Annotated in this window: 25 protein-coding genes; 11 read left to right on the top strand and 14 right to left on the bottom strand. The window is 71.3% G+C overall.

Annotated features, from left to right (window positions below; translation table 11 throughout):
• Nucleotides 1–47: 47 nt before the first annotated feature.
• Both ABD250_RS15100 and ABD250_RS15095 read left to right on the top strand, forming a co-directional pair.
• The gene (locus tag ABD250_RS15100) at nucleotides 48–1,358 is read left to right on the top strand and encodes a lysylphosphatidylglycerol synthase transmembrane domain-containing protein (protein WP_182658948.1); all 1,311 of its coding nucleotides are present in this window, start codon (nucleotides 48–50) and stop codon (nucleotides 1,356–1,358) included.
• Nucleotides 1,355–1,726 (top strand): DUF3054 domain-containing protein, encoded by a 372-nt coding sequence (locus ABD250_RS15095; protein WP_375544356.1) that lies wholly within the window; start codon nucleotides 1,355–1,357, stop codon nucleotides 1,724–1,726. Before ABD250_RS15100 ends, ABD250_RS15095 begins: the two co-directional genes overlap by 4 nt.
• A 13-nt stretch (nucleotides 1,727–1,739) precedes the next feature.
• On the opposite strand, the gene ABD250_RS15090 is transcribed toward ABD250_RS15095, so the two are convergent.
• Nucleotides 1,740–2,798, bottom strand: a complete 1,059-nt coding sequence (locus ABD250_RS15090) for a glycoside hydrolase family 25 protein (protein WP_344393075.1) — start codon at nucleotides 2,796–2,798, stop codon at nucleotides 1,740–1,742.
• Nucleotides 2,799–3,002: 204 nt separating this feature from the next.
• Here ABD250_RS15090 and ABD250_RS15085 point away from each other — a divergent pair, with 204 nt between their 5' ends.
• Nucleotides 3,003–3,275, top strand: coding sequence for a hypothetical protein (locus ABD250_RS15085; RefSeq protein ID WP_179523592.1), 273 nt, complete (start codon nucleotides 3,003–3,005; stop codon nucleotides 3,273–3,275).
• An 18-nt stretch (nucleotides 3,276–3,293) separates the two neighbouring features.
• On the opposite strand, the gene ABD250_RS15080 is transcribed toward ABD250_RS15085, so the two are convergent.
• Together ABD250_RS15080 and ABD250_RS15075 are read right to left on the bottom strand one after the other, a co-directional pair.
• The gene (locus tag ABD250_RS15080) at nucleotides 3,294–3,983 is read right to left on the bottom strand and encodes a pentapeptide repeat-containing protein (RefSeq protein WP_182659337.1); all 690 of its coding nucleotides are present in this window, start codon (nucleotides 3,981–3,983) and stop codon (nucleotides 3,294–3,296) included.
• 26 nt (nucleotides 3,984–4,009) lie between these two features.
• A complete protein-coding gene (locus ABD250_RS15075; RefSeq protein ID WP_344393072.1) occupies nucleotides 4,010–4,435 on the bottom strand; it encodes a hypothetical protein in 426 nt (141 codons plus the stop codon).
• A gap of 123 nt (nucleotides 4,436–4,558) precedes the next feature.
• Here ABD250_RS15075 and ABD250_RS15070 point away from each other — a divergent pair, with 123 nt between their 5' ends.
• From ABD250_RS15070 to ABD250_RS15045, 6 genes are read left to right on the top strand one after another with little or no spacing between them, the layout of a single operon-like run.
• The gene (locus tag ABD250_RS15070) at nucleotides 4,559–5,071 is read left to right on the top strand and encodes a DUF4395 domain-containing protein (RefSeq protein ID WP_179523589.1); all 513 of its coding nucleotides are present in this window, start codon (nucleotides 4,559–4,561) and stop codon (nucleotides 5,069–5,071) included.
• A 48-nt stretch (nucleotides 5,072–5,119) separates the two neighbouring features.
• Nucleotides 5,120–5,719, top strand: a complete 600-nt coding sequence (locus ABD250_RS15065; protein ID WP_206685733.1) for a hypothetical protein — start codon at nucleotides 5,120–5,122, stop codon at nucleotides 5,717–5,719.
• A gap of 35 nt (nucleotides 5,720–5,754) precedes the next feature.
• A complete protein-coding gene (locus ABD250_RS15060; protein WP_182658280.1) occupies nucleotides 5,755–7,776 on the top strand; it encodes a M13 family metallopeptidase in 2,022 nt (673 codons plus the stop codon).
• 41 nt (nucleotides 7,777–7,817) lie between these two features.
• A complete protein-coding gene (locus ABD250_RS15055) occupies nucleotides 7,818–8,909 on the top strand; it encodes an NAD(P)H-dependent amine dehydrogenase family protein (RefSeq protein WP_182658279.1) in 1,092 nt (363 codons plus the stop codon).
• Nucleotides 8,906–9,913 (top strand): esterase/lipase family protein, encoded by a 1,008-nt coding sequence (locus ABD250_RS15050; protein ID WP_344393068.1) that lies wholly within the window; start codon nucleotides 8,906–8,908, stop codon nucleotides 9,911–9,913. The genes ABD250_RS15055 and ABD250_RS15050 overlap by 4 nt, the downstream gene beginning before the upstream one ends.
• Complete coding sequence (locus ABD250_RS15045; protein WP_344393066.1) at nucleotides 9,910–10,890, top strand: alpha/beta fold hydrolase; 981 nt, start codon at nucleotides 9,910–9,912, stop codon at nucleotides 10,888–10,890. The genes ABD250_RS15050 and ABD250_RS15045 overlap by 4 nt, the downstream gene beginning before the upstream one ends.
• Nucleotides 10,891–10,905: 15 nt before the next feature.
• On the opposite strand, the gene ABD250_RS15040 is transcribed toward ABD250_RS15045, so the two are convergent.
• The 4 genes from ABD250_RS15040 to ABD250_RS15025 all read right to left on the bottom strand — a co-directional run bounded on the left by ABD250_RS15040 (nucleotide 10,906) and on the right by ABD250_RS15025 (nucleotide 15,055).
• Nucleotides 10,906–11,829, bottom strand: coding sequence for a L,D-transpeptidase (locus ABD250_RS15040; protein ID WP_182658114.1), 924 nt, complete (start codon nucleotides 11,827–11,829; stop codon nucleotides 10,906–10,908).
• A 126-nt stretch (nucleotides 11,830–11,955) separates the two neighbouring features.
• Nucleotides 11,956–12,843 (bottom strand): L,D-transpeptidase, encoded by an 888-nt coding sequence (locus ABD250_RS15035; RefSeq protein ID WP_182658115.1) that lies wholly within the window; start codon nucleotides 12,841–12,843, stop codon nucleotides 11,956–11,958.
• A gap of 562 nt (nucleotides 12,844–13,405) precedes the next feature.
• On the bottom strand, nucleotides 13,406–14,362 hold the full coding sequence (locus ABD250_RS15030; RefSeq protein ID WP_182658116.1) for a hypothetical protein: 957 nt from the start codon (nucleotides 14,360–14,362) through the stop codon (nucleotides 13,406–13,408).
• A gap of 69 nt (nucleotides 14,363–14,431) precedes the next feature.
• On the bottom strand, nucleotides 14,432–15,055 hold the full coding sequence (locus tag ABD250_RS15025; protein ID WP_179523581.1) for a TetR family transcriptional regulator: 624 nt from the start codon (nucleotides 15,053–15,055) through the stop codon (nucleotides 14,432–14,434).
• Between the two features lie 93 nt (nucleotides 15,056–15,148).
• On the opposite strand from ABD250_RS15025, the gene ABD250_RS15020 reads away from it, so the two are divergent.
• Nucleotides 15,149–15,697, top strand: a complete 549-nt coding sequence (locus ABD250_RS15020) for a DUF2020 domain-containing protein (protein ID WP_182617062.1) — start codon at nucleotides 15,149–15,151, stop codon at nucleotides 15,695–15,697.
• 18 nt (nucleotides 15,698–15,715) lie between these two features.
• On the opposite strand, the gene ABD250_RS15015 is transcribed toward ABD250_RS15020, so the two are convergent.
• The 7 genes from ABD250_RS15015 to ABD250_RS14985 all read right to left on the bottom strand — a co-directional run bounded on the left by ABD250_RS15015 (nucleotide 15,716) and on the right by ABD250_RS14985 (nucleotide 19,338).
• Complete coding sequence (locus tag ABD250_RS15015; RefSeq protein ID WP_182658122.1) at nucleotides 15,716–15,898, bottom strand: hypothetical protein; 183 nt, start codon at nucleotides 15,896–15,898, stop codon at nucleotides 15,716–15,718.
• The gene (locus ABD250_RS15010; RefSeq protein WP_338404141.1) at nucleotides 15,898–16,698 is read right to left on the bottom strand and encodes a class E sortase; all 801 of its coding nucleotides are present in this window, start codon (nucleotides 16,696–16,698) and stop codon (nucleotides 15,898–15,900) included. Before ABD250_RS15010 ends, ABD250_RS15015 begins: the two co-directional genes overlap by 1 nt.
• The gene (locus ABD250_RS15005; protein WP_182610642.1) at nucleotides 16,695–17,297 is read right to left on the bottom strand and encodes a TetR/AcrR family transcriptional regulator; all 603 of its coding nucleotides are present in this window, start codon (nucleotides 17,295–17,297) and stop codon (nucleotides 16,695–16,697) included. Before ABD250_RS15005 ends, ABD250_RS15010 begins: the two co-directional genes overlap by 4 nt.
• Before the next feature lie 80 nt (nucleotides 17,298–17,377).
• On the bottom strand, nucleotides 17,378–17,611 hold the full coding sequence (locus ABD250_RS15000; RefSeq protein WP_182658117.1) for a hypothetical protein: 234 nt from the start codon (nucleotides 17,609–17,611) through the stop codon (nucleotides 17,378–17,380).
• 103 nt (nucleotides 17,612–17,714) lie between these two features.
• Nucleotides 17,715–17,996 (bottom strand): GlsB/YeaQ/YmgE family stress response membrane protein, encoded by a 282-nt coding sequence (locus tag ABD250_RS14995; RefSeq protein ID WP_182658118.1) that lies wholly within the window; start codon nucleotides 17,994–17,996, stop codon nucleotides 17,715–17,717.
• Between the two features lie 161 nt (nucleotides 17,997–18,157).
• The gene (locus ABD250_RS14990) at nucleotides 18,158–18,421 is read right to left on the bottom strand and encodes a GNAT family N-acetyltransferase (protein ID WP_344393058.1); all 264 of its coding nucleotides are present in this window, start codon (nucleotides 18,419–18,421) and stop codon (nucleotides 18,158–18,160) included.
• 20 nt (nucleotides 18,422–18,441) lie between these two features.
• Nucleotides 18,442–19,338, bottom strand: coding sequence for a universal stress protein (locus ABD250_RS14985; RefSeq protein WP_182658120.1), 897 nt, complete (start codon nucleotides 19,336–19,338; stop codon nucleotides 18,442–18,444).
• A 257-nt stretch (nucleotides 19,339–19,595) separates the two neighbouring features.
• Between ABD250_RS14985 and ABD250_RS14980 the strand changes: the two genes are divergently transcribed.
• The gene (locus ABD250_RS14980) at nucleotides 19,596–20,606 is read left to right on the top strand and encodes a pseudouridine synthase (protein ID WP_182658121.1); all 1,011 of its coding nucleotides are present in this window, start codon (nucleotides 19,596–19,598) and stop codon (nucleotides 20,604–20,606) included.
• Nucleotides 20,607–20,615 lie beyond the last annotated feature (9 nt).

Below are 20,615 nucleotides of genomic sequence, written 5' to 3'. Positions count from 1 at the left end.
GGAGTGTGAACCTGGGCCGAGGCCGGTCCGCGGGTTATAGTGGCGGGATGAAGGGGACCCGGGGCGCCGTCCTGCGCCGTCGTGTCCGGGTGGTCCTGGTCAACCCCTGGTTCAAGGCCTTGGCGACCCTGGCCGTCCTGGGCTTCGTCCTCTACTGGCTCCGCGGGCAGATGCCGTTCTTCGCCGAGGGGTTCTCGGCGGTCACCAGCCCGCACTGGGGTTGGGTCGCGGTGGCGCTGGTGTTCTCCTACCTCTCCATGTCCAGCTACGGCTCGGTGCAGAAGGTGCTGCTGCAGTCGGCGGGCGTCAGGGTGGGGTACTGGGCGAGCGTCGGTCTGGTCTTCTCCGCCAACGCGTTCTCGACCTGTATCCCCGGCGGGCAGGTCTTCGGAACCACCCTGACCTACCGGAAGACTCGCCAGTGGGGCGCGACCCGGGTGGTGGCGTCGTGGCAACTGGTGGTCTCCGGAGTGCTGTCCACGGTGGGGATCGTGCTGCTCGCGTTGATGGGCTTCTTCCTGGTGGGCCGTGTATCCAACCCGTTCCTGCTGATGCTGTCCGCGATCGGCCTCGTGGCGATCGTGGTGGTGGTGCATTGGGCCGCCAGGAACCCCGACAGGATCGAGGAGGCCCTGCTGTCGTTGTTGGCGTGGGTCAACGCCCGGCGCCGCCGGCCCGCAGACCACGGTGCGACCGGGGTCCGCAAGATCGTGGAGCAGGCCGAGGCGGTCGAGATGACCAAGACCCAGTTCTCCAAGGCCTTCGCGTTCTCACTCCTCAACTGGGTCGCCGACATCGGCTGCCTGTGGGCGGCCGCCCACGCGGTCGGCGCCCAGCCCAGCATCGGCGGTCTGTGTATCGCCTACGTCACCGGCAAGATCGTGGCCTCCGCGCCGATCACCCCCGGTGGTCTGGGAACGGTCGAGTTCGCGCTCATCACCGCGCTCACCGCGGGCGGGCTCGGTGCGCACCAGGCGTTCGCGGCGGTGTTCCTCTACCGCATCGTCAGCTTCGTCCTCGTGGCGCTGGCGGGGTGGGTGGTCTTCTTCCTCTTCTACCGCGGTGCGGTGGAGATCGATCCGGATGCCGAACCCGCGGAGGACGACACCCCGCGCGAGGACGCCTCGTCGTCGTCGCCCCGCCTCCACCCCGACCAACCAGCCGTGATCGCCGCCCCGCCCGCCGGTCTCGCCGCGATGTGGCCGATGAGGGGCACGCCGTGGCGCGCCACCGTCCCCCACGACTCCGGGCCGATCCCCCTCTTGCGCGTCCGGGAGGACGGGACCCGGGACGCCGGGGAGGGTGAGGCCTCCTGCTCGCTGGGCGGCGGCGAGCACCGTGACGAGAGGGATCGGTGAGCCGAGTGGCCCTGCCGCTGATGTTCCTGTTGGACGCCGTGCTCGTGGGGGTGTTCGCGACCTTCGGGCGCGGCGCCCATTCCGAGGGCCTCGGGATCGGGCAGGTGTGGGGGACGGCGTGGCCGTTCCTGGTGGGTCTGGTGGTGGGGTGGGTCGTGGTGCTCGCCACGCGCCGCGACCCCGGGACCATCCGGTCGGGTGTCCTGGTGTGGGTCGCCACCCTCGTCGGCGGGATGCTGATCCGCGGGATCGGTGACGGACGGGTGCCGCACTGGAGCTTCATGGTGGTGGCCGCGATCGCCACCGGGGTGTTCCTCCTGGGCTGGCGGGCGCTGCGCGCGGCGGTGTCCCGGCGCCGGTCGGCCTAGCTCGTCAGAACCCCTAGCGGAACTCGGGCGGGATCTGGTCGAGCATGTGGGCCGGGACGGTGACGGTCTCGGGCAGTCGGACGCCGTCCGGGGCGGGCAGTCCCTCCGGGACCACGATGGTGACCGGTTCCGCGCGTCCTCCGGCGACGGGGGCGGGGGCGGGATCGAGGACGGGTGCGGCATCCGGCGCGGGGGCGGCGACGGGTGCGGGCGCGGGGGCGGCCTCCGGAGCGGGGGCCGGCTCGGGTGCCGGCTCGGGTGCCGGCGGGGGTGCCGGCGCCTCACCCGGCGTGACGGGTCCCATCCACGCCCCGAGCTCCTCGCGCGTCCCGGCGAAGACGTTGAGGTCCACGGGGCCGGCGAAGCCCGGCACCTCGCCGGTCTCCGAGTTCTGCCAGAACAGCCACTCGCTCCAGCCACCGATCACGGGGAGCGTGGGCTCCGGCACCCCGTATTCGGCCAGCCACAGCGGGTACTCGGAGAACCGGGTGGTGTTGGCCATCCGGTCGATCCAGAAGAAGCGGTACGTGTAGATGATCGGGGTCCGCCCGGTGAGGTGCTGGAGTTCGGTGAGGAAGACGTGCGTCCACTCGATCAGCTCCTCCGGGTTCTTGCCCTCGTCGGTCTCGATGTCGAGCACCGGCGGCAGCTGGGCGCCTCCCACGGACTGCAGGCGGGTGGCGAAGGCGCGGGCCTGGACCGCGGGATCCATCGCGGGGCGGGCCTTGTGGTAGCTGCCCACGGCCATGCCGGATGCCCGGGCCTGCTCGACGTCGGCCTCGTAGTAGCGGTTCGCGGGGCCGGTGCCCTCGGTGGCCTTGATAAAGGCGAAGGACTGGCCGGACGCGGCGGCCGCGTGCCAGTCGACCGGCGCGCCGTGCGGGTGTTGCCAGCTCGAGGAGTCGACGCCGCGGGCCAGGCCGTCGAAGACGGGGGAGAGGGGGATGACGGCGTCGGCCCGGGGGGATATGACGACGACGAGGAGTCCGAGAGCCAGGGCCGCCGCGGAGGCGAGGGCCACGAGAAGGCGGGGGAGAAGGGCACGGCGGGCTGGCTGACCGGCTGGTGTCATGGGGTGAGTATCAATTAGTAACACCTGTCACACAAGCAACTCGCGCAACTTCGCGGGGATTTCTTCGTCCAGCACCGGCGCGACGGGGGTGGCGTGGGTCACGGATCCGTCACAACCGGTAACACGCTGTCCCACTGGTGCGATCAGGTCTTTTCCCACCTCTATTGTTGGAGTCGCCCCACCGTTCCAGTCGGGAGTCCCCTCGTGTCCGATGCAGTAGATTGTTCGACCCCTCGCTACCGTCACGACCTCGTCGCCGAAGTCGACGGTCCGGCCGATGACGCGGTTCTCGAGGTGTCCGTGGTCGAGAAGGCGGTGCTCGACGAGAACGGTGCCGGGCGCGGGGTGCCCGAGCTCGTCCTGCGGACGGGTGTCGACGGCATCGCGCTCACGGATCGCGACCAGGTTCTCCGTCTCCAGGCAGTGATCAACCGGGCCGTCAACCAGTGGCGCGACGCCGCCTCGCACCTGCCCTGAGCGCTCGCTCGATCCCGCCTACTCGACCCTGATCCCCGCTTCGCCGATCAGTGCCAGTCCGACCCCGACGACCTGCTCCGGCGAGATGATCGCCCCCCGGAGCGCGGACGCCCCCCGCACGTCCTCCAACTCGGCACCCCTCAGGTCCACCGCGGTGAACGTGGCCCGGTCGAGGCTCGCGCCCCGCAGGTCGGCGCCGTCCGTCGACAGGTCCGCCACCCGCGCCTCCAGCAGGTCCGCCTGCCTGCAGCGGGTGGCGGACAGGCGCACCCTCTGGAGCCGGGCCATCCGCAGGTTGATCATGTCGGCGTGGCAGTCCTCGAAGGACACGTCGGTCAGTCTGGCGTCGGACAGGACCAGGCCGGTGAGCCGGCACCCGGTGAATCTGACCCGGGTGAACGTGGCCCCGTCGGCGACCATCCCGGACAGGTCGCAGCCGCTGACCACGACGTCGGTGAGTCGGAGCGAGTCGGCCCTGGCGCTGCTCAGTCTGATGCCCTCCAGTGTCGACTCACGGATCTCCGCGCCGCCGATCAGCGCCGCGCCCTCGTCGGGGGAGGGGGCGTCGGAGGCGGTGGCCCACACGCCGTCCCACAGTCCGTCCGGTTCGAGTTCGGACCGCGGCGGCTGGAGCTGCTCCCGCCGCGGCAGTGACGGGGCGGCGGGCGGTCGGGGTGAGCCGGATCGGCGTCTGAGCGGTGGGGGCACGGGCGCCAGCCTAGGTGCGGGGTCCGTCAGTCCAGGTCGCAGAGGCGGGCGAACTGCCCCCACTGGGCGTCGACGGCCGAGGGGTCGGGGGCGGGTTGGACGACCAGGCCCGAGATCCGGCTCGCCACGGCGGACAGGGCGTTGTCCTCGACTCCGTCGGCCAGGCGCCGCACCTCCTCGGAGCCGACTCCCGGGTCGACCTGACCGGTGACCAGCCTGTGGACCGGCCCGGCCAGGACCTCACACCCCGGTGTGGCGTCCGGGCCGGGGGAGGGGGCGGGAGTCCCGGCGGCGACGCTCGGTGTCGTGGTGGGGGCAGTGCCCGGTCCGGTGGTGGTCGTGGGTGATTCACCCGGCGTCACCTGCCCGCAGGCGCCGACGGCCAGGGCGAGGCCGAGACCCGCGACGATCGCACGGCCGGGCTGAAGTGCCGCTGCTCTCCGGTGCGCCATGCTCCGCAGGATAACCGGGCTGGGACTTTCGCGGGTTCAGGCGTACTCTCGGGGCATGGGTAGACAGATCTGTCTATGCAGAGTGGCGGTACGGACGGTACCGAGAGGTCGAGGAGGTCGGTCATGAGCCTGCGAGAGGTGTTCGCGTTCCCTGAGGTCGTCAACGACTATGCCGCCCGGTGCACCGCCGGGCTCGTCGTGACGCTCGCGGTGGTGACGATGCTCGCGCCGCCGCCGGCGCAGACCTGGCTCGCCGCGGCACTGGTCGTCGGCTTCGCCCTCCGGGTGGCCGGGGGGCCGCGGTACTCACCGTTCGGCAGGCTCTCGGTGCACGTACTGGCCCCCAGGGTCAGCTCCGAGCCCAAGCTGGTCGCGGGTGCACCCAAGCGGTTCGCCCAGACGATCGGCCTGGTCATGTCCTCGGTCGCGCTCGGGTTGTTCCTGGGCGGGTTGACGGGGGCGGGGGTCGTGGTCCTGGGCGTGCTGGTGGCCGCCGCCCTCGCCGAGGCGGCCCTGGGGTTCTGCCTGGGGTGCTGGATGTACGGCCAACTGCAGCGGGTCGGTGTCGTGTCGGAGGACGCCTGCGTCGACTGCGCCGACATCTGGGCCCGGCCCGGGATGACCGCGCGCAACTGAGACCTGCTCGCAACCGGGACACCGTCACTCCGCGTTACTGTGGAGGACATGACTTCCCCGTCCGAGAACCACGAGTCGTACGGCGACGACCCCCGGGGCCACGGCTCGGCGTACGGCACCCCGTCGGACTCCGGCGACCGGTTATCTCCCTACGGGACGCAGTCCTACGAGAGCCCCTCGTTCGGGCACCAGCAGTTCGACCAGCAGCAGTTCGAGCAGCAGCCGTTCGAGCAGCAGCCCTACGGCGCCCATTTCTACGGGGCCCAGCCGTTCGGGACTCAGCCTTATGGGACGGAGCCCTACGGCACGCAGCCCTACGGCGCGCAGCCCTACGGCGTGGAGCCTTACGGCGTGCAGCCCTACGGCTCACCGGGCTACGGCGCGATGCACCCGTACGCGCCGGCCTACGGGGCGTCGCGCAAGGAGCCGGCGCTCTCGCTGGTGTTGTCCTTCTTCCTGCCCGGGCTGGGCACGCTGATCAACGGCCAGGCAGGCAAGGGGATCGGCATCATGGCCGGCTACTTCCTCGGCATCCTGCTGTCCGTGGTCCTGATCGGGATCCCGATCATGCTCGGGTTCTGGGTCTGGGGGATGGTCGACGCCTATTCGGGTGCCAAGGAGTACAACGCCCGGAACGGCTTCTACTGAGAGACCGGTCGCCGGACCTTCCGTAACCTGGTCGCATGACAGCGACCGAGATCACCACGACCGACGACTCGCGCCCCTCGGGCCTCGACCTCCAGTACGTCGACCGGGACGTCCGTCCCCAGGACGACCTCTACCAACACGTCAACGGCACCTGGATCCGCGATCACGTGATCCCCGCGGACCGGCCCATCGACGGTGCCTTCCTCGCGCTGCGCGACCTGTCCGAGGAGCGGGTGCGGGACATCATCACCGACGCCCCCGTGGACTCGCGGATCGGGGCGTTCTACGCCTCCTTCATGGACACCGACGCGGTCGAGGCCGCGGGCGTCGCCGCGCTCGCGCCCGATCTGGCCGAGATCGACGGCGCGACCGACGCCGACTCGCTGGCCCTGGCCATGGCGCGGCTGGAGAAGGTGGGCGTCGGCGGTCTGATCGGCGCCTACGTCAACAACGACGCCAAGAACTCCACCGAGTACATCCTCTACCTGGTGCAGTACGGCATCGGACTGCCGGACGAGTCCTTCTACCGCGAGGATCAGTACGCGGAGCTGCGCGACCAGTACACGGATCACATCGCGCGGATGCTCGTGCTCGCGGAGCTGTCGGGAGACGAGGACGCCCGCGCCCGCGCCGAACGGATCGTCGCGCTGGAGACCCGCATCGCCTCCGCGCACTGGGATGTGGTGGCCCGCCGCGACGCCGACAAGACCTACAACCCCGTCACCTGGGACGAGCTCCCCGGCCTGGCGCCCGGATTCCCCTGGCACGACTGGGCCCGTGAGGTGGGCGGCTCGGAGGAGACCTTCGGCCGCGTCGTGGCCATGCAGCCCGACTTCCTCACCGCTGTCGCCGGACTGTGGTCGACCGAACCACTGGAGACGTGGAAGGAATGGCTGCGGTGGCGGGTCCTCGGTTCGCGCGCGCCCTACCTGACCAGCGACCTGGTGGAGGAGGACTTCCGCTTCTACGGCACCGCGATGTCCGGCACGGAGGAGATCAAGGCCCGGTGGAAGCGCGGCGTCGCCGCGGTCGAGGCGGCCCTCGGCGAGGAGGTGGGTAAGGAGTACGTGGCCCGCCACTTCCCACCCGGCCACAAGGCCCGGATGGTCGAGCTGGTGGAGAACCTCACCGCCGCCTACCGCTACTCCATCGCGCGGTTGCCGTGGATGACGCCGGAGACCCGCGAGCGGGCGCAGGAGAAGCTCGAGGCGTTCGTGCCCAAGATCGGCTACCCGGAGAAGTGGCGCGACTACTCGGCGCTCGAGGTGCGCCCGGACGACCTGCTGGGCAACGTGCGGCGGTCGGCCGAGTTCGAGCACCGCTACGAACTGGGCAAGCTCGGCGGCCCGGTCGATCGCGGCGAGTGGCACATGACCCCGCAGACGGTCAACGCCTACTACAACCCGGTGATGAACGAGATCGTGTTCCCGGCCGCCATCCTCCAGCCCCCGTTCTTCGACGCCGACTCCGACGACGCCGCCAACTACGGGGCGATCGGCGCGGTGATCGGTCACGAGATCGGCCACGGGTTCGACGACCAGGGGTCGAAGTACGACGGCGACGGCAACCTGGTGGACTGGTGGACCGACGACGACCGCTCCGCGTTCTCCACCCGCGTGGACGCGCTGATCGACCAGTACCAGGGCCTGACCCCGGACGGTCTGGACCCCGCGAAGGACCACGTCAACGGAGCCTTCACGGTGGGGGAGAACATCGGCGACCTCGGCGGGCTGACCATCGCGCTGCTGGCCTACCGGCTGGCGCAGGGGTCGACCGGGGAGGGCTCCGACGTGCAGCCGGCGGAGGGGACGGAGGTGGGCCCCGAGATCGACGGGATGACCGGCATCCAGCGGCTCATCACCTCCTGGGCCATCGTGTGGCGCACCAAGACCCGCGCGGAGGAGGCCGCCCGCCGGTTGGCCGTGGACCCGCACTCCCCGCCGGAGTTCCGCTGCAACCAGGTGGTGCGGAACCTCGACGACTTCCACGCCGCGTTCGGGGTGACCGAGGGGGACGGGCTGTGGCTCGCCCCCGAGGAGCGCGTGAGCATCTGGTGAAGGGGCCCCGCCGGCTCCGGCCCGGTCGTTGGGGTTCACCCATGACGAGCCGGGATGTACCGATCAGGGTCGTGGAATGGTCGACGGGCTATCTGGGCAGGATGGCGGTCGAGGCCGTCGACGCCCGGCCCGAGCTGGAGCTGGTGGGCGTCTTCGTCTCCGATCCCGCGAAGGTCGGCGTCGACGCGGGCCGGCTCGCCGGTCTGGGCCGGGATCTGGGGGTGATCGCGACCGACGACCGGGCGACACTGCTCGCTCTCGACCCGGACGCGATCGTGTACACCGCCGAGACCGAGACCCGCTTCATGCCGGCGATCGAGGACTTCCGCGGCTTCCTGCGCGCGGGTATCGACGTGGTGGCCTCCGGCCCCGTCCTGCTCCAGTACCCGCACGGGACCCTCCCGGAGGAGATGATCGCCCAACTCGTGGACGCCGCCCGCGAGGGTGGCGCCACGCTGCACGTCAACGGCATCGACCCGGGATTCGCCAACGACGTCCTGCCGCTGGTCATGACGAGCCTGTCCCGGCGCATCGACCTGATCCGGGTGGGCGAGATCGCCGACTACTCGGTGTACCACCAGGGCGAGACCATGCGGCGGCTGTTCGGCTTCGGTCGGTCCATGGACACCCTGCCGCCACTGCTCCGACCGGGGATGCTCGCCGCGGGCTGGGGGTCGGTGGTCCGTCAGCTCGCCGCCGCGTTGGAGGTGACGCTCGACGAACCGCTGGTCGAGCGCCACGAGCGGCTTCCCGCGGATCGGGACCTGTCGCTGCTGGCGTGCGAGGTCCCGGCCGGGACCCAGGCGGCGCTGCGGTTCGAGGTGGTGGGACAGGTCGACGGCGAGGACCGCATCGTCCTGGAGCACGTCACCCGCACCGCCGTCGACCAGGCACCGGACTGGCCCCGCCCCGACCACGGGGACGGGTGCTACCGCATCGACATCCTCGGTGAGCCGGCCATGCGCGTGGAGTTCACCCACCACGCCGAGCACGGCGACCACAACGAGTCCGGCATGCTCGTCACCGCGATGAGGCTGGTCAACGCCGTCGAGGCCGTGGTCGCGGCGGAGCCCGGTCTGGTATACGCAAAGGACCTGCCGATGATCACCGGGCGTGGCTTAATGAGAAGATGAACATAATCGGTGCCGCCCGTGCCGCCCGTGCCGCCCGTGCCGCCCGTGCCGCCCGCGCCGCAGCGGCCTCGCTGGCCGCGGCAGCCCTCGTCACGACGGGCGCGGGCGCCGCCCACGCCACGGACCCGACCGCCCGGGCCCCGATCCCCGTGCCGTACAGCTTCCTCACCGGCGCCGCCATGGCGATCACGCAGCCGGGGGCCACGCTGCCGGGCGCGAACGACTGGAACTGTCGGCCCTCGCCCGCCAAGCAGCGTCCGGTGGTCCTGGTCCACGGCACCTCCGGCGGCGCCGTGACCAACTGGGCGACCTTCGGCCCGCTGCTGCACAACGAGGGCTACTGCGTGTTCACGCTGACCTACGGCGCGCTGCCGGGTACCCCGTGGCCGGTCAACGAGCTGGGCGGGTTGTCCGACATCTCGGGGGTCTCGGTGCCGCAGGTCGGGGAGTTCGTCGACCGTGTGCTGGCGGCCACCGGGGCCCGGCAGGTGGACCTGGTCGGCCACTCGCAGGGCACCATCGTCTCGGGTCTGGTGGCGAAGGTCGGGCGCCCGGGCAAGGTGAACACCGTCGCCTCGATCGCCCCGCTGTGGGAGGGCTCCGGTGGGGGTATGCGCAGGTCTCTGGACGACCTTCCAGGAGTCTCGGACCAGCTGGGTCAGATCCCCGCCCTGTCCCAGATGTCCCCGGGCTCCGAGGTGCTCCAGCTGTTGTGGAGCGGAGGATCGCCCTACGCCCCCGGGGTGCGGTACCTCAACGCGGTGACCCGCTACGACCAGTTGGTCACGCCCTACACCTCGGGCCTGGTGCCCGGACCGATGACGACCAACGTGGTGATCCAGGACGGCTGCGAGCAGAACCACGCCGAGCACCTGGCGATCGCCTCCGACCCGCGCACGGCCGACTTCGTGCTGAACGCGCTCGATCCGGCCACCCCCCGTGTGCCGCGCTGCGAGGCGATCGCGCCGTACCTGGGTCCGATCCCGGCCCTGCCGGGCTCATGACCGCACGTCGGGTGGCCCCGGGGATCGCGGGACTCATGGCGGCCGCGCTCCTCGTCGTCGTCGCGCCCGGATCGGTCACGGCGACTCCGACCACGGTGTCTCCCGACGCGATTCCGACCACCGCGCAGGTCCCGTGGCGCTGGTGGGACGGAGCGGCGCACCAGCTCACCAACGGGCTCGCGGACCCGCCCGGGATCAACCGTGACGACTGCCGGCCGAGTGCCCACCATCCCGTGCCGGTCATCCTCGTCCACGGCACCGGGCTCAACGGCGGCAACTCGTGGGCCACCTTCGGGGCCGCCCTGGCCGCCGAGGGCTACTGCGTGTGGGCGCCGACGGTCGGGGCCCCGCCGGGGCTCGGCTCCACCGGAGGGTTCGACTCGCTCACCGGCGCCTCGGCTCCCCAGCTCGCCGCCGAGATCGACCGGGTCCGCGCACTCACCGGGGCGGAGAAGGTCGACCTGGTGGGGCACTCGCAGGGCGCGATCATCGCGTCCTACGTCACCGCCACCACGCGGCGGGACGCGGTACGCACCGTCGTCACTCTGGGTGTGGATCCCGCCCGCTCGGGAGAGGGGCCGCCGGAGTTCGTCACCGAGGCGTTCGGGGTGCTGTCCGCCGAGACCGCGCAGCGTGACGCCGAGGCCACCCTCGCGTGGCTCGGGGACGAGGGCGTGCCGTTCGCGCGCGGGGTCCGGTACGTCGCCGTGGTCTCGGATTACGACGAACTCACCGGCCCCGTCACCGCGCCCGTGGTGCCCGACTTCGTCGACCTGCGGGTCGTCCGGCTCCAGGACGGTTGTGAGGTCGACCGCTCGGGGCACCTGACCGTCCTGGCCTCCCCGCGGGCCGTGGACCTCGTCACGGACGCCCTGGGTGGGACGCACGCGGTCGCGGGCGGCGCCGCGTCCGCTCCGCCGCGGTGCGTGCCCGCGGACGGCATCGTCGGCGTGCTCGCGCCCGTGCCACCGAGGTAGGCCGGGCGTCCCGCGTCAGTAGTTCCAGTCGCCCTGGCCGTCGAAGGCGCCGAACGGACGCCCGGGGCCGTTCTTGACGATGAACGGGTCGCCGTTGCGCGAGTTCTCGTAGTACCAGCGCGCGTCCTCGGGGCTGACGTTGATGCAGCCGTGGGAGACGTTGCGGACGCCCTGGTCGGCGATCGACCACGGGGCGGAGTGGATGTAGATGCCGTCGTAGCTCAGGCGGACGGCGTCGTTGATGATTGAGTCGTACCCGCCGTCCTCGATCCGCAGCCCGAAGGCCTCGGAGTTCATCCGCACGTTCCGGCCGCGCTGACCCGTGTAGTAGACGCCGTTGTAGGTCTCCCAGCCGCGCATCCCCGCCGACGCCCGCATGGTGCGCACGTGCTGGCCGTTTCGCGTCACGGTGATGTGCTTGGTGCGGTCGTCGTATTCCGCGATCAGCGCGTCACCCGTGCGGAAGGCCTGCTGCCGCTTGCCGCCGGCCCAGACGGTGACCGAGGTGTTGACCGGCCAGAAGGAGTGCGGGCGCCACCGCACCTCGGAGTTGTTGACCCAGTAGAACTTGCCCGCCACCGGGGGCTCGGTACGGATGCCGAGCGTGGCCTCCGCGCGGGCCCGGTCCGCGATGGGCCGGTCGAAGAAGAACATGACCGGCTGCGCCACGCCGACGATCTCGTTCTGCGTGGGGAAGACGTTGACGTCTCCGTACTCGGGCGCGGGTCGGTCGGGACCGATCACCGGGTAGGTGAGGACCGGCATCGCCCCGACACCCGGGATGAGCGGGGTGGGCAGCGGCGCGTTCTCCAACTGGGGGATGCCGGGCGGGCTCGGGGGCATCACGGACTGCGCGTTCGCCGCCGGGGCGAGCCCCAGGACGAGGGCGGCCGCGGCGAAGATCGAGGCGAGGACCGTGATCCGGGGCGAACGGGTCATTGCTACTCCTGGGGACGACGGAGACGAGGGGTACCTCTCAGACTAGGCGGAGGACTCTCTTAGGGTGTCGTGCGCCATATCGATTGTGTTTCACCCCGACCCGCGGGGGTCGGCCCGGCAGCCGGCTCAGTAGTTCCAGTCCCCCTGGCCGTCGAACTCGCCGAACTGCCGTCCCGGGCCGCCCACCACGATGAACGGATCGCCGTTGCGGGTGTTGTCGTAGTACCAGGCCGCGTCCTCGGGGCTGAGGTTGATGCAGCCGTGGGAGACGTTGCGGACGCCCTGGTCGGCGACCGACCACGGGGCGGAGTGGATGAAGATGCCGTCGTAGCTCAGGCGCACCCCGTTCTCGACGGTCGTGTCGTATCCGCCCGCCGTCCTGGACAGCCCCCAGGTGGAGGAGTCCATCCGGACCTCGCGGGCGCGCCAGCCGTTGTAGTAGATCCCGTTGTGGGTGGGGTAGGCGTCCCGTCCCGCGGAGGCCCGCATAGTCCGGACGACCTGGCCGTTGCGGGTGACGGTGACCAGGTGGGTGGCGTCGTCGTAGGTCGAGACGACGGCGTCGCCGGTGCGGAAGACGTTCTCCCGCCCGCCGGCCCACACGGTGACCGAGGTGCCCGCGGGCCAGAACTCGTGCGGCCGCCAGCGCAGTTCCGAATCGCCGACCCAGTAGAACCTGCCCGGGACGGCCGGCGCCGTGCGGATCCCCACGGAGGCCTCCGCCCGGGCGCGGTCGGCGACGGGGCGGTCGAAGCGGATCATGACGGGCTGCGCCACTCCCACGGTCTCGTCGCGGGTGGGGTAGACCGACGCCACCGGCTCCACGGCGGGGCGCGGCGGAGCCGGCACGGGGATCGTGAGGACCGGTTGAGAGGCCAGCCCGGGCAGCTGGGGGAGGGGCGCCGACTCCAGGCCGGGGAAGGCGACGGACTGCGCTGACGCGGCGGGGGCCAGGCCGACGACGAGGCCGGTCGTGACCAGGAGGGTCGCGAGGAAGCGGGATCGGCGGGACATCGTTTCTCCTTCGGCCGCGGGCAGGCGGGCGGCGGTGATGGTTCGGGCGGGTGGAGTCGGGCCACGACTCACTCAAATCACATGCGCCACACAGGCAACATCAGTAACAGTACCTCGGACCGCGGGCGGCTGGGTACCCGTTGCGCCGGGCGGGCTCCACGGGTCCGATCCGTGCGGCCCCCGGGGCGCCGGGCGACAGTTCCAATGTTCATTGGTAACGGCGCTCGCAGAACCGCTGGTAGATACTCCGACTCCGTTTATTGACCCAAAGTCAACAGAAGAACCGCAGATCATGGCCTTGCCTGCGCCACGGGTGCAACATAGAGTTCTTCCAGTCACCGGCCGGGGGGTGCGGTGGCGAGGTGAAGTGCGGACGAGGGGCTGTTACTTCACGACGAGGGGCCGGTATGAATACCGGGGCACCTGGGGGGGTGTCGGCCCGCCGCCTTCCGAGGCGAGCGTGGATTCCGGAAGGCGCGATGCGCAGTCCGCAGGAGGGAACGGCGTCGGATGCTGAGGGGCTCCGGCGTCGTTCCCCATTTCCGCGCCGGGCGGCCCGGGTTCAGTCGAGGATGTGCTCGGCGACCCTGCGCAGGCCCTCCAGTGCCCGTGCCTCGGCATCGGGCGAACGCGGCGTCTCCGGGCTGATCAACGTGATGTGCCACAGGTCGTTGTCCGCGATGAGGATCGTGTGGACCTCGACGCCCCCGCCGGTCGGGGCCGCCACGCAGTCGATGTACGCGGTATCGAGTTCGGGTCGGACCGGGGCGGGCGCCTCGGGAGCGGCCGGGGGTGCATCCTCGATCGACGCCCCGTCGGCTCCGCGGATCTCCGAACACGCGTACCGCACCCCCAACATCGCGGGCTGGCCGCGCAGAGCGGCCTGGGGGCCCCCACGTGGCTTGACCACCCCGGCCGCGAAGGTGTCCGGGATCTCGTCCCGCTCACCGGTGGTGGTCCGGGTGGTCGTGGGCGAGGTCGTGGGCATGGGCTTGACCTCCGTGGTGGTGTCGGCCCCCGCCACGGACTCCGGCTCCTCGCCCGTCCCGTCCCCGGGGTCGGCAGTCCCGGTCGCCGTCGTCCCTGTCGCCGTGCCTGTTCCCGTCTCCGACCCGTCTTCCGCCTCCGCCTCCGCCTCTGCCTCGGCCTCCGCCTCCGCCTGCTGCATCTCGTACAACTCGGGCGATCCCGGACCGCCGTAGGTGCACATCAGGCCCAGATCGCCGGAGCCGATGGGCTCGACCTCGGGCATGTCGGCGTCGGTGAGCTCGATCAGTTCGGCGGGCGTCAGGTCGAGGAGTTCACACGCGTTCAGCCGAGCATCGGGGGCGGGTCGTCCCTCGACCATCGCCGCGGCGATGTCGGGCCGGGGTTCCGGCGAGATCCGGGGTGGACCCGTCTCGCCGGCGTCGGAGAAGCCGAGCGCGGAGCACCCCGACACGGCCACCATCGCCGCCGACGCCACGAACCCCCGGGCGATTCGTCCCCCGGTTCCGGGACGGGGTCGCTGCGATCGCATGGGCCGATCCTACGACGTCGGCGTCCGATCCCTGATCCCGACCGTTCCGCGGACGCCCGCCCGGACGGGTCAGGCGTCGCCGGGGAGGATCTCGGTCGCCCTGATGACGGCGTCGAACGACTCGCGGATCCGGTCCTCCAGGAGGGTCGGCGACTCGTCGGTGCGCCACTGCTCGACCGCCACCCGCACGATCGCGATGGACGCCGCCGCCACCGTCGCGGCCTCCACGGACCCGGGATCCCTGCCCTCCCGGCGGGCCACCAGGGCGGCCAGTTCCTCCTCTGTCCGGGACAGGATCGCGTACACCTCGGTCCGGATCCCCGGTTCCCGCCGCCACATGTCGTGGAACCGGTTGAACAGAGGGGTCTCCTGCCGGGCCATCGCGACCTGCAGCCACAGCAGGCGGGTGAGCGCGGTCAGCGTGGACACGGACCGGTCGGTGAGGAACAGGTGCACCGCGTCGCGGTCCGGGGGGAAGGCGTCCGGGATGCACGCGGCGGCCTTGGAGGGGAAGTAGTTGAAGAACGTCCGACGGGACACGTTGGCGGCCTTGGCGATCTGGTCCACCGTCACGGCGTCGAGCCCCCGCTCGAGGGCCAGGTCCAACGCGACCGAGGAGATGGTCTCGCGCAGCTCGCGCCGGCGATGCTCGGTGCGGTCGGCGCCCTGCGCCTGCGTGGGTGGGCCGGTCATGTGGGCGCCTCCCCGTCGGTGGTCGATGAGTGTCGGTCTCTCAGTTCGGTGGTGATGACCTTACCCAGCGGGTCGGGTCCTATCCTGGTCATCATGCGTATCGCCGCCACGACCCTTCTCGCACCCCTGTCCGTCGTCCTGCTCGGCGTGATGGCGGGGTGCGGCGGGGACACCGAGCCGGCGCCGGAGATGGGGACGATCCGGACCGCGCCGCCGGAGACCAGCGAGCCGGAGATCCCGCAGGTCGAGCCGGTGACCAGTGCGGAGTGCCCGTACCTGTCGGTCGACGAGGCGTCGAGGCTCAACGGCGAGCTGGCCACCGACGTGCGGATCGACGACCGCGTCGACCCCGCCGCCTGCTTCTTCTACAGCGCCGACGGGGCCGTCCAGCTCACGACCACCGTGTACTCGGTCGAGTCGGAGGAGCGGGCCACCGAGTTGGTGGACGGCTCGGCGCCGGTCGGCGAGTCGGAGCGCTCGCACGTCGAGGGCGGGTGGACCGGTGGCCGCACCGGCGGCCCGGGGGGCGCCCTGGTGGTCCTGGCCCGCGGGACACAGGTCCTGGCGGTGCAGTCCACGCAGGAACAGTCGGTCAAGGTCCAGCGGGTGGCCGAGCTCGTCGCACCCCGGGTGGCCGACTGAGTCAGGGGGCCGACGTGCTCAGGGGGCGGGCGGGGAGGCCGCGACCGGGTCGACAGCCACGTCGGAGTACGGCATGAGCGCCTCGACCGCGGGGAACACCACCTCCATGAGCAGCAGGAACACCGCCGCCACCAGGACGACCACCAGCACGATCCGCACCGGCGTGGGCCCGGGGAGCCTCCGGTAGAGCCAGGCGTACATCACCGGCCCCCCAGCTCCGCGGGGACCTCGCCGGGTACCCGCGCCTCGCTTCGTTCGAGTACCGCGTGCACCACGAGCCGTTCCGCCGCCGAATACTGCGGATGGCACGTGGTGAGCGTGGCCAGGGGCAGCAGGTCGGGGGAGGCGGGCTCGGCGCGTCCGGGTACCGCGTCGATCACCCACACGTCCTCCGGGCGGACCACCGAGACACCGGACAGTCCCTCGTACATGCCGGACGTCGCGCGGTCGGCGAGGTCCGTGGGTAGGCATTCGGCGGCCCGGGCGCGGGCCGAGGCGCGGTCGGGGGCGTCCACGGGCAGTACGCGGTAGACCAGCCACCGGTCCGCCGTGGCGTACACCAGGGCGTCGCACGAGCGCAGGGCGTCCAGGTCGTTGAACGGCGATCCCCGGCCCACCCGGTGCCCGGCGACGGCGAAGTTGCCCGGTTCGCCCGGGTCCTGGGTCTCCGTGTAGTGCCCGGGCCCGGTCTCCAGGGCCGCGTCGCTGGTGCCGGAGACCACGGCGAACCGGTAGTCCGAGCCGAACGCAGGGATGTACAGGCGGGCGAACGCGGTGCCGTCGGCGAGTCCGGAGAGCCCCGGGTCCCCGTCGTCGACGCCCGTACCGCGACCCCGCGGGTTGTCTTGTCCACCCCACCGCTGGTCCAGTTCGGCGTCGGCGGCGGACTGGGCGCGCGCCGCGCCCAGGTCGGTCCACCACACCTGGTAGACGACGAAGAGGGCCAGCACGACGCCGAGGGTCACCAGCACCTCGCCCACCACACCCGCCGCGCGCGTCACGAGGGTTCCGTGACCATCCCCAGGATGAGCTCGGCCATGCTCCGTGCCGTCATCGCCGAGGTCTCGACCTCACCGAGCATGGCGGCGGTGACGGAACCGTCGTGGAGGATCGCCAACCGGTCCGCCAGGTCGGCGATGTTGTCGGGGTCCTCGAGCCCCATGCCGGCGAGCTCGGAGCGGAGGGTCGAGGCGACCCAGGCCCGCTGGTCGGACACCGCCGCCCGGATGGCGTGCTCGCCGTCCGTGCAGGGGCGGGGGAACTCGATGGCGGCGGCGAGGTGGCACGAACCGGGGGTCGCGGGCTCCACGCGCTCACGGACGATGTCGAACAGGGCGAGGATGCGTCCGCGCGAGTCCGGCGCGGCGTCGGCGCGTCGCTGCCACAGGGCGCGGTCGCGTTCGGCCATGGCCCGCAGGTACGCCACGACGAGCTCGTCCTTGGAACCGTAGGTGTTGTAGAGGCTGGCCTTGGCGACCTTGGATTCCCTGAGGATCCGGTCGATCCCCACCGCGCGGATCCCGTCCGTGGAGAACAGGCGGGTCGACGTGGCCAGGAGCCGCTCCCGCGGTCCGGGTTTGGTCGACCGTGCGCTCGTCACAGGGGACAGACTATCGGCTGGCACCACGGACTCGGCGGGACCGGTGCCGTGTCAGGCCACACCGGGACCGATCGCCCGGCTCAGGCCGTGGGCTGTCCGCCAGCGGGAGGGCGGTCGCCGGTCACGGTGTCGTCGGTCTGCACGTCGGCCGGGTCGTGGGCCGGGCTGCTGTCCGGCCCGGCGGCCCCGGTGTTGCGCTGTGCCTTGTTCCTGCCTGCGGCTTTGTCATTGAGGAAGTCCCCGGTCTTCGCGACGGCCGAGTTCAGCGTGGCGGGGTTCTTCCCGATGTTCTTGATCTTGTCTATGAGGCCCATGTCCGGTCCCTTCTTCTCGTTCTCTCCGGTCGTGAGACGAACGGCCCGGCCCCTGCTGTGCGGGGCCGGGCCGTTCGGATGTTGCTTCGACTGGTGTCGGGGGTCAGACCCTCGAACGTCCGCGGCCCTTGATGGCCGAGACGATGAAGATGACGATGATCGCGCCGATGATGGCGGCGACGAAGCCCCAGATAGAGAAGGCCTCGGGCATCCCGCCGCCTTCGCTGGTGAAGAGCGACACCAAGAGGCCGACGATGAATGCGCCGATGACACCGGCTAGCACGTTGGCGACGAGGCCCATCTGGGCGTTCTTGCCCATGATCATGGACGCGATCCAGCCTGCGAGGCCACCGACGATGATCCAGGAGATGATGCTCCACAACATGGTGGTGTGTCCTTTCCCGAGAGGTACTCGGCCCGAGTGCGAGCCGCACCCACAGCAGAACACGCTTGCGCCCCGAACGCCTCCGGTCGGACCCTCTGTGGGGTTAATCGTCGCTTATTCGTTACTCACCTGCACCTCAGGTGTCATGTGAGCAGGACCCGTCAGGCGAGGTCCGCCGAGTCCGGGTTCTTCTGGACGTAGCGCTCGACGAACTCGCAGGCGGGCCGCACCCGCAGGCCCTCGTCGCGGGTGACCTCTAGGGCCTCGCCGATCATCCGCCCGGCGAGGCCGCGGCCGCCGAATTCCGGGTCCACCACGGTGTGCGGGAAGGTCCTGACGCCGTCGGCATCGCTGTAGTCGGCGAAACCCGCCACCACGTCGTCGACCACGATCTCGAACCGGTCGGCGGCGAGGTTGCGCCTCACCTGGACGTCCTCCCCGGCGCTCACGAGTGCGACTCCGGGCGCACGACCATCACCGGGCAGGGCGACGCCTGCAGGAGCGCCCGGCTGGTCGAACCGAGGACCATGCCGGTGAATCCGCCCCGCCCGTGGGACCCGACGACGACGAGCTGGGCCTTCTCCGCCTGTTCCACGAGTGCCGGGACCGCGCGATCGCGGGTGACGAACCGCTCGATCCGCACGTCGGGGTAGCGGTCGGAGAAGCCGGCGAGCCGCTCGGACAGGATCTCGAGCTGCTGTTCCTCGAGCTGCCGCCAGTCCTCGTCGGTCAGCGCGATCCCCGCGGCGGCGGCCTGGACCTGCGGGTCCATCCAGGTGTGCACCGCGATCAGGGTGGCGTCGCGGGCAGAGGCCTCGGCGAAGGCCCACGCGGTGGCCTTGGCGCTGACCTCGGAACCGTCGACGCCCACCACGACGGGGCCCGAGCGGTCGAGGTCGTCGGTGTCCTCACGGGTCACCACGACCGGGCAGAACGCGTGGCTGGCCACCGAGGCCGAGACCGACCCGAGGACCATCCCCTTGATCCCGCCCAGTCCGCGCGAGCCCAGGACGATCATCTTGGCCTTGCGGGAGTAGTCGATCAGGACCTGCGAGGGGTTGCCCTCGACGATCGCGTGCGAGACCTCGATGTCCGGGGCGACCTTGAGGGCGGTGGCCCTGGCGTGCTCCACGATCGGCTGGCACTCCTTCTCCAACTCGTCGTAGACGGGTTGGGGCGGGACCATGCCCTCGGCGAACATGGCGGCCGGCATCGTGTAACTGGTCACCAGCACGAGCGGGATCCGCCGGGTCGCGGCGGTGTTGGCGGCGTACGCGACGGCGCCGGTCGAGGCTGCTGAACCGTCGATGCCGACGACCACGGAATTCTCGAGTGAAGCCATACGCCCGAGGATACCGCCGCGGGTGGTTCGTGGAGGCGTTCTCAGAACTCGTCGGGGAAGGGGGCGTTGGGCGGGTACGCCATGTTGAAGCTGCCCTGGAACGCCGGGAGGAAGGCGCGGCCGGGTCCGAAGAGGAAGAAGTCGACAACGGCGTCGATCATGGGTGCTCCTGGGGTGAAGGGGGCAGCTGGAATGCAAGTGACGCATGAGGTGCCTGGGGCGAAAAGTGAGTGTAGCCCAACGACTAGACTCTGCATATGCCGAAGTCCGGACGTCCGCGAAGGCCCCTGCCGTTGCGTGACGGCGTGGACCCGGTCCGAATCCGGCTGGCCGACCCCGGTCGGGGGCCCCGCAGCATCCCCGAGGAGCTGCGCCGGCGGTTCCCCGACCGGCTCGCCGAGCTCGAGGCGGCCCTCGCCTCCGGTCAGGTGGTCACCGCCGACGGGGTGGCCGTCACCGACTCCACCCGGCGGCACCGGGGGATGGACGTGTGGACGTACCGGACCCCCGAGCCGGAGGTCGAGGTGCCCTTCTGGATCGAGGTCCTGCACGCCGACGACCGCCTCGTCGTCGTCGACAAGCCGCACTTCCTGGCCACCACCCCCCGCGCCGGACACGTCACCCAGACCGCGTTGGTGCGGCTCCGCCGCGACCTCGGGCTGGCGGACCTCGCTCCGGCCCACCGCCTCGATCGACTCACCGCGGGCGTCCTGGTGTTCACCGCCGACCCCGCCCACCGCGCCGCCTACCAGGACCTCTTCGCCGCCCGGCGGGTCGCCAAGTCCTATCTGGCCGTGGCCCCCGCGCCGGAGGGGACGCCGCACGTCCGTGAGCGGTCCAGCCGGATCGTCAAGACCCGCGGGGTGCTGCAGGCCGCCGAGGTGGACGGCCCACCGGACGCCCACACCCGGATCACCCTGCTCGAGGTGCGTGAGCCCGACCCGGGCGGGTCGGCCACGCCGCTCGGCCTGTACCGCCTCGAGCCCTCCACCGGGCGCACCCACCAGCTCCGCGTCCACATGAACGCGCTCGGGACGCCGATCCTCGGTGACGACCTGTACCCGCGGGTGCGGACGATCACCCCTGGTGACTTCTCCCACCCACTGCAGTTACTCGCGGAGTCGATCGGGTTCACCGACCCCGTCTCCGGTGCCGAACGACGATTCAGGACCCGCAGGTCGCTCGAGGCGTGGCCGTCCGGGAAGGCCCGGGCGCAAGATCCGGGCCATCCCCCATCGGCACCCGCTCCGAACTCCTGCATGCTTTAGGTCGACCAC

It is taken from the genome of Dietzia cercidiphylli (assembly GCF_039531545.1).
GTDB classification, from domain to species: domain Bacteria; phylum Actinomycetota; class Actinomycetes; order Mycobacteriales; family Mycobacteriaceae; genus Dietzia; species Dietzia natronolimnaea.
This window is presented reverse-complemented; position numbering and strand designations above follow the sequence as displayed.

Coding starts and splice junctions, on each gene's coding strand:
- ABD250_RS15070 (WP_179523589.1), top strand. CDS start 4,559: ATGAGCCTGCGAGAGGTGTTCGCGTTCCCTGAGGTCGTCAACGACTAT.
- ABD250_RS15030 (WP_182658116.1), bottom strand. CDS start 14,362: ATGCGATCGCAGCGACCCCGTCCCGGAACCGGGGGACGAATCGCCCGG.
- ABD250_RS14980 (WP_182658121.1), top strand. CDS start 19,596: ATGCCGAAGTCCGGACGTCCGCGAAGGCCCCTGCCGTTGCGTGACGGC.
- ABD250_RS15090 (WP_344393075.1), bottom strand. CDS start 2,798: ATGACACCAGCCGGTCAGCCAGCCCGCCGTGCCCTTCTCCCCCGCCTT.
- ABD250_RS15000 (WP_182658117.1), bottom strand. CDS start 17,611: ATGGGCCTCATAGACAAGATCAAGAACATCGGGAAGAACCCCGCCACG.
- ABD250_RS15065 (WP_206685733.1), top strand. CDS start 5,120: ATGACTTCCCCGTCCGAGAACCACGAGTCGTACGGCGACGACCCCCGG.
- ABD250_RS15060 (WP_182658280.1), top strand. CDS start 5,755: ATGACAGCGACCGAGATCACCACGACCGACGACTCGCGCCCCTCGGGC.
- ABD250_RS15045 (WP_344393066.1), top strand. CDS start 9,910: ATGACCGCACGTCGGGTGGCCCCGGGGATCGCGGGACTCATGGCGGCC.
- ABD250_RS14995 (WP_182658118.1), bottom strand. CDS start 17,996: ATGTTGTGGAGCATCATCTCCTGGATCATCGTCGGTGGCCTCGCAGGC.
- ABD250_RS15100 (WP_182658948.1), top strand. CDS start 48: ATGAAGGGGACCCGGGGCGCCGTCCTGCGCCGTCGTGTCCGGGTGGTC.
- ABD250_RS15055 (WP_182658279.1), top strand. CDS start 7,818: ATGACGAGCCGGGATGTACCGATCAGGGTCGTGGAATGGTCGACGGGC.
- ABD250_RS15035 (WP_182658115.1), bottom strand. CDS start 12,843: ATGTCCCGCCGATCCCGCTTCCTCGCGACCCTCCTGGTCACGACCGGC.
- ABD250_RS15050 (WP_344393068.1), top strand. CDS start 8,906: ATGAACATAATCGGTGCCGCCCGTGCCGCCCGTGCCGCCCGTGCCGCC.
- ABD250_RS15075 (WP_344393072.1), bottom strand. CDS start 4,435: ATGGCGCACCGGAGAGCAGCGGCACTTCAGCCCGGCCGTGCGATCGTC.
- ABD250_RS15025 (WP_179523581.1), bottom strand. CDS start 15,055: ATGACCGGCCCACCCACGCAGGCGCAGGGCGCCGACCGCACCGAGCAT.
- ABD250_RS14985 (WP_182658120.1), bottom strand. CDS start 19,338: ATGGCTTCACTCGAGAATTCCGTGGTCGTCGGCATCGACGGTTCAGCA.
- ABD250_RS15020 (WP_182617062.1), top strand. CDS start 15,149: ATGCGTATCGCCGCCACGACCCTTCTCGCACCCCTGTCCGTCGTCCTG.
- ABD250_RS15015 (WP_182658122.1), bottom strand. CDS start 15,898: ATGTACGCCTGGCTCTACCGGAGGCTCCCCGGGCCCACGCCGGTGCGG.
- ABD250_RS15040 (WP_182658114.1), bottom strand. CDS start 11,829: ATGACCCGTTCGCCCCGGATCACGGTCCTCGCCTCGATCTTCGCCGCG.